General features: G+C 65.8%; 10 protein-coding genes. 4 read left to right on the top strand and 6 right to left on the bottom strand.

Annotation, left to right across the window (positions count from 1 at the left end; genetic code table 11):
* Nucleotides 1–151 precede the first annotated feature (151 nt).
* On the bottom strand, nucleotides 152–580 hold the full coding sequence (locus NOM55_RS14355; protein ID WP_255909218.1) for a type IV pilin protein: 429 nt from the start codon (nucleotides 578–580) through the stop codon (nucleotides 152–154).
* Nucleotides 574–1,113 carry a Tfp pilus assembly protein FimT/FimU gene (locus NOM55_RS14350; protein WP_255909217.1) on the bottom strand — a complete coding sequence of 180 codons (540 nt, stop codon included), beginning with the start codon at nucleotides 1,111–1,113 and terminating at the stop codon, nucleotides 574–576. Before NOM55_RS14350 ends, NOM55_RS14355 begins: the two co-directional genes overlap by 7 nt.
* A 284-nt stretch (nucleotides 1,114–1,397) precedes the next feature.
* Between NOM55_RS14350 and gabT the strand changes: the two genes are divergently transcribed.
* The gene (gabT, locus tag NOM55_RS14345) at nucleotides 1,398–2,663 is read left to right on the top strand and encodes a 4-aminobutyrate--2-oxoglutarate transaminase (RefSeq protein ID WP_120809350.1); all 1,266 of its coding nucleotides are present in this window, start codon (nucleotides 1,398–1,400) and stop codon (nucleotides 2,661–2,663) included.
* 77 nt (nucleotides 2,664–2,740) lie between these two features.
* Nucleotides 2,741–4,201, top strand: a complete 1,461-nt coding sequence (gene gabD / locus NOM55_RS14340) for an NADP-dependent succinate-semialdehyde dehydrogenase (protein ID WP_255909216.1) — start codon at nucleotides 2,741–2,743, stop codon at nucleotides 4,199–4,201.
* Nucleotides 4,202–4,305: 104 nt separating this feature from the next.
* Here gabD and NOM55_RS14335 read toward each other — a convergent pair whose 3' ends face one another.
* The 4 genes from NOM55_RS14335 to NOM55_RS14320 form a co-directional block, all read right to left on the bottom strand.
* Nucleotides 4,306–6,666 carry a diguanylate cyclase domain-containing protein gene (locus NOM55_RS14335; RefSeq protein ID WP_255909215.1) on the bottom strand — a complete coding sequence of 787 codons (2,361 nt, stop codon included), beginning with the start codon at nucleotides 6,664–6,666 and terminating at the stop codon, nucleotides 4,306–4,308.
* A gap of 54 nt (nucleotides 6,667–6,720) precedes the next feature.
* Nucleotides 6,721–8,154: a hypothetical protein gene (locus NOM55_RS14330; RefSeq protein ID WP_047968266.1), complete on the bottom strand. Its 1,434-nt coding sequence runs from the start codon at nucleotides 8,152–8,154 to the stop codon at nucleotides 6,721–6,723.
* A 73-nt stretch (nucleotides 8,155–8,227) separates the two neighbouring features.
* Entirely contained in the window at nucleotides 8,228–9,394 is a 1,167-nt protein-coding gene (locus tag NOM55_RS14325) for a GNAT family N-acetyltransferase (protein ID WP_255909214.1), read from the bottom strand.
* A 2-nt stretch (nucleotides 9,395–9,396) separates the two neighbouring features.
* The gene (locus tag NOM55_RS14320; protein ID WP_255909213.1) at nucleotides 9,397–9,798 is read right to left on the bottom strand and encodes a rhodanese-like domain-containing protein; all 402 of its coding nucleotides are present in this window, start codon (nucleotides 9,796–9,798) and stop codon (nucleotides 9,397–9,399) included.
* A gap of 95 nt (nucleotides 9,799–9,893) precedes the next feature.
* On the opposite strand from NOM55_RS14320, the gene NOM55_RS14315 reads away from it, so the two are divergent.
* Both NOM55_RS14315 and NOM55_RS14310 read left to right on the top strand, forming a co-directional pair.
* A complete protein-coding gene (locus NOM55_RS14315; protein WP_255909212.1) occupies nucleotides 9,894–11,357 on the top strand; it encodes a PLP-dependent aminotransferase family protein in 1,464 nt (487 codons plus the stop codon).
* Nucleotides 11,354–11,848: a DUF523 domain-containing protein gene (locus tag NOM55_RS14310; RefSeq protein ID WP_255909211.1), complete on the top strand. Its 495-nt coding sequence runs from the start codon at nucleotides 11,354–11,356 to the stop codon at nucleotides 11,846–11,848. The genes NOM55_RS14315 and NOM55_RS14310 overlap by 4 nt, the downstream gene beginning before the upstream one ends.
* The last annotated feature ends 388 nt before the right edge of the window (nucleotides 11,849–12,236 follow it).

The raw sequence follows: 12,236 nt of genomic DNA, 5'->3' as shown, positions 1-12,236 counted from the left end.
CACGCAGAGCAAGCGGCAAACACCCGCACGTCCCACTAATCCAGCCCAGCCTGTCTGCCGCGCTACGGCTGCAAGCTGCGGACAGGCGCTCATCGCCAATTCAACATCACGCCCCCCAACCCGGTAGCGAGCCACCATCACTTGCCGCGACCTAGTGCACCAGCTCGCACTGCTCCACGCCGTCACGTCGGACACACCGCTTGATGATCCCGGTTTGCGTCAGGGAAATCACCTCCGTTTCATCCATCACTTGCAAGCGCGTGGCGCGGAGCACGTAGTAACCGTCGTCGGTGTTGCGTGGCAAGGAGCCGAATGCCAGCTGGTACTGCGCTACCCCGCCGGGTGGCGAAACCGGGGCCGGTAGCGTCGGCCAGCGCGTCGACGTCAGCTTGTAGCTGCCGTGGCGATGATAAAACTCTTCCAGAAAGATCGCATTTTCCTGCAGCAGGGCGATCGCCTGCGCCCGCTGGCTGCGCTGCACATAGCCCTGATACGCCGGCAAGGCGGCCGCCGACAGGATGCCGAGTAATGCCAGCACCAGCAGCAACTCGGGCAGGGTGAAACCGTGCCGCACTAGCATGGTAGTGCGCGGATGCGCATCGGCACCGACACCAGCAGTTGCTGGCAGCCGCCGTGCTGATCCTGCACCGTGAAGCGCACCGACTGCACGTTCTTCAGTCCGCCCCACTCCCCGACTTCGAAGCGCGGCACCGATACCAGCAGCTGTGGCGCCGCCGGTGTGGCCTTCAGCGGCAGCACCTGCAACGCCTCCTTGGAGTCGTAGAGCGCCAGCCGGCCACCCGCCCGGTCCTGGTACAGCAGCACCCCCTCGCTCCAGAGCCGCTCACCGGCGCTAAGCGGCGGGTTGGCAAAACAGCCCTGCGGATCCTGATTCAGCTTCATGTTGACGGCACAGACATGCACCGGCTGCTGCCGCAGCAGGGCATCGTTCCTGGCGCGCAACAGCAGCACGTTCAGGCGGCTGATATAAGCCTGCAGCACCCGGTCCCGCACCATGCCGCTCCACGCCGGAATGGCAAACGACAGCACGATGCCGCCGAGCAGCAGCGTCATCAATAGTTGCAATAGTGAAAAGCCACCAACCCGCGACATGTCTGCCCCCTCCTCGGCTAATCCTCAACAAATAATGCCATATGATTTTTAATTGGCATTAAAAATCAGAAGGAGGTATCGCAACAAGTTGGCCGCAGTGTGGCGCGCGGCGTCACTCCGCCTTGCGCCAGGCGCGATTGGTAATTTTGCGACGACACATGTTTAACTTATCGATCACCCGTAGCTTTTTACTAAACACCAGCATAGAATGAGCCAATACTCTAGCCAGTGCTGGGCGAGCTCATCTCCAGCAGATAAGGCAGGGCCGTCTAAAGGAGAAATTCATGAGTCCGCAAGAACTGATGCAGCGTAAAGCCAATGCCACCCCGCGCGGTGTGGGCGTGATGTGTTCTTTCTTCGCCGAGCGCGCGAAGAACGCCGAGATCTGGGACACCGAAGGCAAGCGCTACATCGACTTCGCCGGCGGCATCGGCGTACTCAATACCGGCCACCTGCATGACAAGGTGCAAGCGGCCGTTGCCGAACAGCTGAACAAGTTCAGCCACACCTGCTACCAGGTGGTGCCTTACGAGCTGTATATCGAGCTGGCAGAAAAACTGAATGCGATGACCCCTGGCAGCCATGCCAAGAAAACCGCGTTCTACACCACCGGTGCCGAAGCCGTGGAAAACGCGGTGAAGATTGCCCGCGCCGCCACCGGCCGTCCCGGCATCATCGCCTTCGGCGGTGGCTTCCACGGCCGCACGCTGATGGGCATGGCACTGACCGGCAAGGTCGCGCCGTACAAGATCGGTTTCGGCCCGTTCCCGTCCGACGTGTACCACGGCGTGTTCCCGAATGAACTGCACGGCGTGTCGGTGGCCGACTCCATCGCCAGCATCGAAAAACTGTTCAAGTACGACATCGAAGCCAGCCGCGTGGCGGCCATCATCTTCGAACCGGTACAAGGCGAAGGCGGCTTCTATTCCGCCCCGGCCGAGTGGGTGCGTGAAATCCGCCGCATCTGTGACCAGCACGGCATCCTGATGATCGCCGACGAAGTGCAGGCCGGTTTTGCCCGTACCGGCAAGTTTTTCGCCATGGACCACTACGATGTTGCCCCGGACCTGACCACGCTGGCGAAATCGCTGGCCGGCGGCTTCCCGCTGTCCGCCGTGGTCGGCAAGGCCGAGATCATGGACGCCCCGGCACCGGGCGGCCTCGGCGGCACCTACGCCGGCAGCCCGCTGGCCCTGGCCGCGGCCAAGGCGGTGATCGATGCCATCCAGGAAGAAAAACTGCTGGAACGCGCCAACAAGCTGGGCAGCCAGCTGAAGGAAGTGCTGAACGGCCTGAAGGCCGACATCCCGCAGATCGCCGATGTACGCGGCCTCGGCGCGATGATCGCGGTGGAATTCAACAAGGCTGGCAGTCACGAGCCGGATGCTGACTTCACCAAGAAGGTACAGACCAAGGCACTGGAAGCCGGCCTGATCCTGCTGACTTGCGGCGTATACGGTAACGTGGTGCGCTTCCTGTTCCCGCTGACCATCGAAGACGCTATCTTCGATGAAGCGCTGCAGAAACTGGTTGCCGCCATCAAGGCCTGATCGCACTCGTTGAAATAGCCTGCGGCCAACCTTGCGACACGCAACGTTGGCCGCATCGCCTACAAGGACACCACACCATGCTGAACCTGAAAGACCCGTCGCTGCTACGCCAGCAGTGCTATATCAACGGCGAGTGGCTGGATGCCGACAACGGCCAGACCATCGCGGTAAGCAACCCGGCCACCGGCGAAATCATCGCCCACGTACCGAAAATGGGCCGTGCCGAAGCCGAACGCGCGGTGGCCGGTGCCGCCGAAGCCTTCAAGAGCTGGAAGAAGAAATCGGCCAAGGAACGCGCCACCACCCTGCGCAAGTGGTTCGACCTGATGATGGCCAACCAGGACGACCTGGCGGTGATCCTGACCTCGGAACAGGGCAAGCCGCTGGCGGAAGCCAAGGGCGAAATCGCCTACGGCGCCAGCTACATCGAGTGGTACGCCGAAGAAGGCAAGCGCATCTACGGCGACACCATCCCGTCCACCGGTGCCGACAAGCGCATCCTGGTGAGCAAGGAGCCGATCGGCGTCACCGCCGCGATCACGCCGTGGAACTTCCCCAACGCGATGATCACCCGCAAGGCCGCCCCGGCACTGGCCGCCGGCTGCCCGATGGTGGTACGCCCGGCCAGCCAGACCCCGCTGTCGGCACTGGCGATCGCGGTGCTGGCCGAACGTGCCGGCATTCCGGCCGGCGTGTTCTCGGTACTGACCGGCGGCTCCACCGAAATCGGCGGCGTGCTCACCGGCAGCGACACGGTGAAGAAATTCTCCTTCACCGGCTCCACCGAGGTTGGCCGCAAGCTAATCAGCCAGTGTGCCGAAACGGTGAAAAAGGTGTCGATGGAACTGGGCGGCAACGCGCCGTTCATCGTGTTTGACGACGCCGATCTCGACGCCGCCGTCGAGGGCGCGATGATCTCCAAGTACCGCAACGCCGGCCAGACCTGCGTCTGCGCCAACCGCATCCTGGTGCAGGACGGCGTGTACGACGCCTTCGCCGAGAAATTCGCCGCCGCGGTGGCCAAGCTCAACGTCGGTAACGGCCTGGAAGCCGGCATCACCCAAGGTCCGATGATCGACCAGAACGCGGTGAGCAAGGTGGAAGAGCACATCGCCGACGCGCTGGCCAAGGGCGGCACGCTGGTGACCGGTGGCAAGCGCCATGCGCTGGGTCACAGCTTCTTCGAACCGACGGTGATCACCGGCGTGACGCCGGCGATGAAGGTCGCCAGGGAAGAGACCTTCGGCCCACTGGCACCGGTGTTCCGCTTCAAGACCGAAGCCGAAGCAATCCAGATGGCCAACGATACCGAGTTCGGCCTGGCGTCCTACTTCTACGCCCGCGACATCGGCCGCATCTTCCGCGTGTCCGAAGGCCTGGAGTACGGCATGGTCGCCGTCAACAGCGGCATCCTGTCCAACGAGGCGGCACCGTTCGGCGGCGTGAAGCAGTCCGGCCTCGGCCGCGAAGGCTCCAAGTACGGCATCGAAGACTACCTCGAAATCAAGTACGTGCTGCTGGGCGGCATCGACCAGTAAGGCGTAAACGGGCTGGCCGCTTGCGGCCAACCTTGTGCACAACAAAGCCGGTGTCCGTGACACCGGCTTTGTCATTGGTGCGCCGCAAACCCGCGGCGCCGGCGTCAGAGCTTGCCGGCGTGCAGCACCAGACAGTTACGGCCGCGCTGCTTGGCCTGGTAGCAGCCGTCGTCGGCACGGGACAGTACCGGCTGCGCCCGCTCGTCCTGCGGCTGGATCATGGTCACGCCGATGCTGGCGCTGATGCGGAACGCGCGCTCGCCCAGGTAGACGATGTGGGCGTCGATCGCCTGCAGCAGCTCGCGCAGCATGCGCTCGGCGACTTCCAGCTCGCAGTGGCACAGCAGGATGGCGAACTCGTCGCCGCCGAGGCGGGCGACGATGTCGCTGCTGCGCACCTGCTGCTGCATGATGCGCGCCACATCCTGCAACAGCAGGTCGCCGCCCTGCTGGCCGGCGCTGTCGTTGACCGCCTTGAAGTGGTCGAGATCGATCATCGCCAGCACGTGCGGCTGGTAGTGCACGCGGTTGTCGTCGAGCACCTCGCCCAGCGCGGCAAGGAAACCGCGGCGGTTGCGCAACCCGGTCAGCACGTCGTGGCTGGCCTCCCAGCGCTGCTGCTGCATGCGCTGCTGCCGCTCGCCGTCGTCGCGCAGCACCACCACCTTGTAACCCTGCAGCGCGCCGCTGCCGGCCATCACCGACAGCGTCAGCAGCACCGGCTGCACCCGCATGTCGCGGCTGAGCAGATCCAGCGCCAGCGTCTTGCCGGCGGCGTCGCGCTCGATGTCGCGCAGCGGCACCGCCAGTCCGGTCTCCGGGCTGACCAGATTCATGAACACGCCCAGCAGGCGGCCAAGCACATCCGAGGCCGGCACCCCGAACAGCGCCAGTGCCGGCGGGTTGGCGTACTCCACCTCGTCCATGCGGTTGGTCAGCACCACCGCGTCGCTGATCGAGCCCAGCAGCAGCAGGCTGCGCTCGCGCTCGGCCTGCAGGTGGCCGCGCGCCTCCTCGCGGGCGCTGACGTCGCTGACCAGGCCGAGGAAGCGGCGTTCGCCGCCGCTGGTGGCCAGCTCGCTGAAGCGCAGCTCCACCATCACCCGGCAGCCGTCGCGATGCCGCAGCCGGCACAGCAGCTCGAAGCCGCTGCCGGTGGCCAGCAATTGCTGCCACTGCCCAGCCACCTGCGGCAGGCTGTCTGGGTGGATCTCGTCCAGCCAGTGGCGGCCGAGCCAGTTGCCGATCTCCGCCGCCGGCAAGCCGGCGACACGCATGCTGGCCGGATTGAGCGATTGCAGGCGCGCCTGCGCATCCACCACCAGCACCCCCATCGGCGACACCTCGTTCAGGGTGCTGAACAGGGCGTCGCGCGCGGCGAGCTGCTGCTCGCAGTCGGCGCGGCGACGGCTGGCGGCCGCCACCTCGTGCGCGATGCGCTGCAGCTCACTGCAGCCCAGCGCCACTGTCGTGGCGTACGGGTCACGCTGCAGTACCGTGAGCTGGTTCTGCAACCGGCCCAGCGGCCGCAGCAGGCGGCGCATGCCCCACCACGCCAGCGGCAGCGACAGCAGCAGCGCGACCAGCAGCAGCAACAGGTAGTGACCACCCAGCACGCGCGCTGGCTGCATCACCTCGTGCAGCGGCAGCACCACCCCGAGCAGCCACGGCACATTGCGCAGCCGCTGGTAGACCTGTAGCGCCGGCACGCCATGGCTGTCGCCCACCGCGGCCTGGCCAGCGGCGCCGCCGAGGGCACGCTGCAGCAACGGTTCGGCCGTCGCCACCGGCATGCTGTCGCCGGCATCGGCGTGCAGGATGGCGAGCTGGCTGCGTACACTATGGATGGTCAGGAAACCGCCCTGCCCGATGGCGATGTTTTTCAGTTCGCCGAAGAACTCCGGCGAATACAATTCCAGGCTGCCGCCGAGCACCCCGGCGAGCTGGCCCTCGGCGCTGAACACCGGGGCGGTGAACACGATCACGGTGCGCTTCAGCCCGCCACTCATCGGCACCGGCTCCGACACCTGCGGCCGCAGGGAGTCGCGGGTGGCACGGAAGTAGTCCTGATCGGCGACATTGAGGCCGAGCCGTCCCGGCAACCCTGGATAGTCGGCGATGACGTTGCCCTTGCGGTCGTACAGCAGCACGCTGTTGAACATGCCTTTCAGGTAGCGGAAGCGGGCAATCAGCTCTGCACCCTGCTGCTCGAACTGCTCTGGCGCCAGCTGCAAGTTGGCCGCAGCTTGCTCCAGCAGCACCTGCCGCGTGCGCACGCGGTCGTCGACATCGGCGGCCAACCTTGCGGCCAAGGCTTCCAGGCTGCGCGCCTGCACCTCGCGCAGCGCGCTGCGGCTCTGCACATAGGCACTGCCGCCGGCCAGCAGCAGCAGCAGCGCCAGGAACAGGCCGCCCAGCACCAGCAGGCGCAGGCGCAGCGTCGACAACAGCACACTCTTGAACATGACCCGGCTCGATACCCCTCGGCAACGGTTGGCGATGGCAGGCGGCGGCGCCGCTCAATGCAGCTTCGGCGCGTGCTCGGTGACCGGAATCCCGGCCTGCTGCAGGCAGGACTGCAGGTCCTGCCACACCAGGCTGCGATCTGGGCTCAGGTCCGGCGTCAGCAGCCACGGTGTATGGGCCAGCAGCTGTTGCGAGCCGCCCAGCAGGCGCACATCGTAGGCCTGGTGTTCCGGCTGGTATTCCGCCTCGGCGTGCAGCCCGTCCGGCAGTTCACTACCGGAGAGCACCGCCATGGTCAGCGCGAAACGCTTGCGGTTGTAGGCGGCGGTACCGGCGGCCAGCGCCTCCCACCACGGCAGCGGCATGAACAGCTCGGCCTCGCCGTACACCATTTCCGCCGACAGCGCCTGCTGCACCAGCGGCATGGTGGCGTCCAGCGCCTCGCGCGCGTGGCGACGCACCTGCGCCAGCGGCAACTTGCCACGCTCGACGATGAAAGGCAGCCACGCCAGCACCAGCTGCGGCTCGTTGACGGTGGAGGCGGCCTCGAAACTGGCGCGCGAGGCGGCGACATCGTGCAGCGCCAGGTCGCAACCGGCGTCCATGGTCGGCGCCAGATGCACCAGCGACTGGCAGCTGCGCTCGGCCAGGCTGTCGACGGTGAAGATGGTCGGCGACATCCACAGGATGGTTTCCGGCGCCAGCGTCAGCGCCTCGGCCAGCTGCGGCTCCACCTGCTCCAGCAACGGAAAGTGCCACCACACCCCGCCCTGCGCCCGCGAGAACACCACCGGGAATGCCCACAGCTCGTAGGAGGCGACATTGCCGTCCGGCCGCATCACCTCGGGAAAGGCGATGGTGTCGTGGGCGCAATCCAGCAGCAGCTTGCGCGCCGGTGGCTCGGCCTGCAGCGCCAGCTGCGACTCGGTAAACACCGCCTGGTCGCCACCGGACAGCGCCTGCTGTACCAGGGCCGCCAGCTGGATGCGCTTCACCGGGTTCTGCACCGCGTCGCGACTGAGGGCGACCAGCTCGGCGATACGCGCCTGCCGCTCCGCCGGCGGCAGCGGCTCGGTCGGCACCAGGCGGAAATCACGCTCCTTCGGTGCTACCTCGCGGTCGATATAGGCTTTCTGCAGTCGCTGGTAGACCTGCATCGCCTCGTCGCAGATCTTCTGCAATTGCGCGGCGGTCGGGATCTCGCCCCAGAAGTTGAAATCGAACAGGCGGAAACCGGAGTTGGTGACGTAGTGCGTCAGGTGATGGCTTTCGTCGTACAGCACCACGCTGCGGAAGCCGTCCTGGTCGCGGCCGTCAAACGGCGTCAGGTCCATGCCCACCAGACGACAGACGAACACCGGTTCCTGGGTATGAATCACGTATTCGTAAGGTTCCAGCCCCTTCTCTTCGACGGCGTCACCAAAGATGAAACGGCTGGGAATGAATGGATCGCCCTTGATCGGGACATTGCGCGGATGGGATTTCATGCGTCTGGCGTCGATACTGCCTTGTAAAACCGCCGATTTTACTCCGACGCCAGAAGCATAGCTAACAGTTAGGCTAATTTAGTGCCAGCTGGTAACGCTGGAACACCACATCGCGCTGCCAGCCCATGCTGGCGTACAGCGCCTGTGCCGCGGCATTGTCGACGGCGGTCACCAGATCCAGCCTGACCACGCCCTGTGCCGCGGCCACGCTGGCCGCCGCCTGCAACAGCGCCCGCCCCGCGCCACTGCGTCGCGCGTGCTCGGCCACATACAGGTCGTTCAGCAACCACACCCGCGCCGCCGAAACCGAACTGAACAGCGGACAAAGCTGGGTGAAGCCCAGCAATTCACCGGCGCGCTGGTACACCAGAATGGTGGTATCGCCCTGCAGCAGCCGCTGGCGGATAAAGGCATGCGACAGCTCGGCCTCGGCATGGCGACCGTAGAACTGGCGGTAGCCGTCGAACAGGCTAGCCAGCTGCGGCAGATCCGCCAGCGTCGCCAGCCGCACGCCGTCCTGCTGTGTCTGCGCGGCCAGGCTGCGGCGGCACTCGTCCAGGCTGCGGCGCTGTTTGCCGTCGGCGTCGAAGTTGGCCGCATCCAGCCACGCTTCCAGCACGGCACGATTGGCCGGCCACTCGCTGTCCAGCAGGCTGAACCAGGCGGTGTCGCGGTTCAGCCCCCAGTTCACCCGCGCCTGACGGAAGATACCCTCGAAGGTAAAGCCCAGCCGCGGCGCGGCACGCATCGACGGCGCATTCAGCGCGTTGCATTTCCATTCGTAGCGACGGTAGCCCCAGTCGAACGCCTGCCGCATCAGCAGGTACATCGCCTCGGTGGCCGCCACGCTACGCTGCAGCAGCGGCGAGTAACGCAGCCAGCCAATTTCGATCACCCCGCCCGCCGCGTCGATGCGCAGATAGCTGCAGCTGCCGATCGCCTGGCCGCTGGCCTGATCGACGATGGCGAAAAACAGCGGGTCGCGGCTGTCTTCCATCATGCCGAACCAGTTATCCCAGTCGGCATCGCTTTGCGGGCGCAGCATCAGGTAGGCCCAGTCGCGGCCGTCCACATCCAGCTCCAGCGCCGCGCGCAGCCCGGCACCATGTTGCTGGCGGCTGAACGGCTCCACGCGGCAACTGCGCCCCTGCAGGGTGACGCGCTGCGGCGGGGTGGCACCCTGCCAGTTGTCCACCGTCACGCCCAGCGCGCGGCCGTATTGGTCGTATTTCATGCTCATGTTCAGCCTCCGCAGCCGCAATCGGCGGCCGTGTTGATGTCGCAGCTGGCACCGCCAGCCACCGTGGGGTAGCCGTCACGCTTCCACCAGTCCAGCCCGCCCTGCAGCTCCTTCACCATAAAGCCCAGCTCGGCCAGCTTCAGCGCGGTTTTGGTGGAGGCATTGCAGCCGATGCCGTCGCAGAAGGCCACCAGCAGCACGTCGCGCGGCAACTGTGCGGTGCTGGCGGCATCGATGCCGCGATGCGGCAGGCTGATGGCACCGGGCAGGGTTTCGGCAGCATAGGCCGCCGGCGAGCGGCCATCCACCAGCAGCAGCGCCTTGCCCTGCTTCTGCTGCTCCGCCACATCCCAGCTATCGATCTCGTACGCCAGTTTGGCCTGATAAAACGCGATTTGATCCATTCTGCTTCCGCTCCGTTGGTATCCCGACCACTTCATGGTAAAAACATTCACGGCCCCGTCCAAGGGCCAGTTTATGACAGTGAAGGGGAACCACTTTGCAAGCAGCATGGATCAGCGAGGCACTGGCCGCCAGCCTGGAGCGGCACAGCAAGGAAGGGCTGTCACGGCAGCTGATGCGGCTGCTGCGACAATGGATCAGCGACGGGCGCCTGGCCGGCGACACGCTGCTACCGGCCAGTCGCGAGCTGGCGGCCAGCCTCAAGGTTGGCCGCAACACGGTGCTGAACGCCTATGAACAGCTGCAGGCAGAAGGCTACCTGAGCACGCGCCACGGGGCCGGCACCTATGTCACCGACCTGTTCTGCCAGCGGCAGCAGACGCCACTGCCGGCACGACGCCTGCCCCTGGGACTGTCGGCGCGCGGCGCCAGCCTGTTCGCCAGCTGCCGCCTGCCACAGGGGCTGAGCGGTGCCTTCGCCCCGGGGGTGCCGGAGATCCGCCAGTTCCCGCATCACTGCTGGCAGCAGCTGCTGTCGCGCCACCAGCGGCAAGCTCATCCGGCCATGCTCAACTACACCGCCGACGGCGGCCTGCCGGCACTGCGCGAGGTACTGGCGGAGTACCTGCAGCTGTCGCGTTCGGTGCGCTGCCGGCCGGAACAGATCCTGATCACCCACGGCGCGCAGCAAGGGCTGGAACTGACAGCCCGGATGCTGGCCGACCCTGGCGACATCGCCTGGGTGGAAGAGCCCGGCTATGCTGGCGCCCATGCCGCGTTCCGCGGCGCCGGCCTGACGCTGCTGCCGGCACCGGTCGACGCCGAAGGTCTGGCGCCGCAGCTAGTCGCCGATCCGCGCCCGCCACGCCTGATCTACACCACACCGTCGCACCAGTATCCGTCCGGGGTGGTGATGAGCCTGTCGCGGCGACTGACCCTGCTGCAGCACGCCGAACAGGCACAGGCCTGGATCATAGAGGACGACTACGACAGCGAATTCCGCTACCGCTCGCAACCGCTGCCGGCGCTGCAGGGCATGGCACCGGACGAGCGGGTGATCTACGTCGGCACCTTCAGCAAGGTAATGTACCCCAGCCTGCGCATTGGCTATCTGGTGGTGCCGGATGCGTTGATCGACGCCTTTCGCAGCGCCAATGCCCGCCTGTACCGGGAAGGGCCGTATCCGGTGCAGGCGGCGCTGGCCGACTTTATCGCCGCCGGACACTTCGCCCGCCACGTGCGCCGCATGCGCGAACTGTATCGTGAGAGGCAACAGCTACTGCGCCAGGCACTGGCCGACTCCGCTGCCGAGCGGCTGGCTTTGTCGCCCGGCGAAGCCGGCATGCACCTGGTGGCCAGCCTGCCAGCCGGCGTGCAGGAGCAGGCACTGAGTCAGGCTGCCGCGACACAGGGCGTCTGGCTGCGGCCACTGGCGCACCACTATCTGGCGACGCCGCAGCAGCAAGGCCTGGTACTGGGCTACGCCGGCGTCGACCAGCAGGCGATCCGGCATGGCACACAGGTACTGGCCAGCCTGCTTCAGGAACAAGGGAAAAAATGATGAACAAGCCGCCACTTCTGGTCAGCGCCTGCCTGCTGGGACAACCGGTACGGTATGACGGCCACGGCAAGGCCATGCCATCACCGCTGCTATTCGAATTGGCCCGTCGCTATCAGCTGCTCAGCATCTGCCCGGAGTGCCAGGGCGGCTTGCCGACGCCACGTCCAGCGGCCGAAATCAGTGGCGGTGACGGTGGTGACGTACTCGACGGCCGCGCCCGCGTTATCACACAGACAGGGCAGGATGTCAGCCGCGCCTTCATCGACGGCGCGCGACAGGCTCTCGACAGCGCCATCCGCCACGGCTGCCGGCAGGCACTGCTCAAGGCCAATAGCCCGTCCTGCGGCAACCGGCAGATCCATAGCGGCCGCTTCGACCAACAGTTACAGCCCGGCAGCGGCGTGACGGCTGCCCTGCTGCAAGGGCACGGCATTAGCGTATTCAATGAGAACGAGATGGACAGGCTGCTGCTCACCAAGCCGCAACCATAGCGGCCGACAAGCGCGGCCTGGCTCCGACAGGCGGTTGCGGTGCGACAGCTAGCACGCAGCTCAGGCGGATTCCCCCTAACCCCAAGAGGAGGCTTGGCAGGTAAAGCTCATCACGAGCAATCAAAGGGCTGGACCTCGCCAAGGGACTGTTCAACCGCTGAACGCGGTGACGGCGTTCAGTCGACCAGGCCATCAAGGTTGGCCGCAGCGGCGTTGTGCAGGCCTCGGCCACGCGCATCGCGGGCGACCCCGTTGGATCAGCTGTATGAGAAGACGGGAGATTGAATGGTGGCAGCAACGTTTGCTGCGTCTGCCGCACACAAAGCACAAAGCCCAGCTTGATGTCTCAAGCTGGGCTTTGTTTAAGGGGCGTCTGGCGGTGTCCTAC

Origin of the sequence: Vogesella sp. AC12 (assembly GCF_024437575.1) — a bacterium.
Classification (GTDB): domain Bacteria; phylum Pseudomonadota; class Gammaproteobacteria; order Burkholderiales; family Chromobacteriaceae; genus Vogesella; species Vogesella indigofera.
Note: the sequence above shows the minus strand (reverse complement) of the source record. Positions and strands in the feature narration are given on the sequence as shown.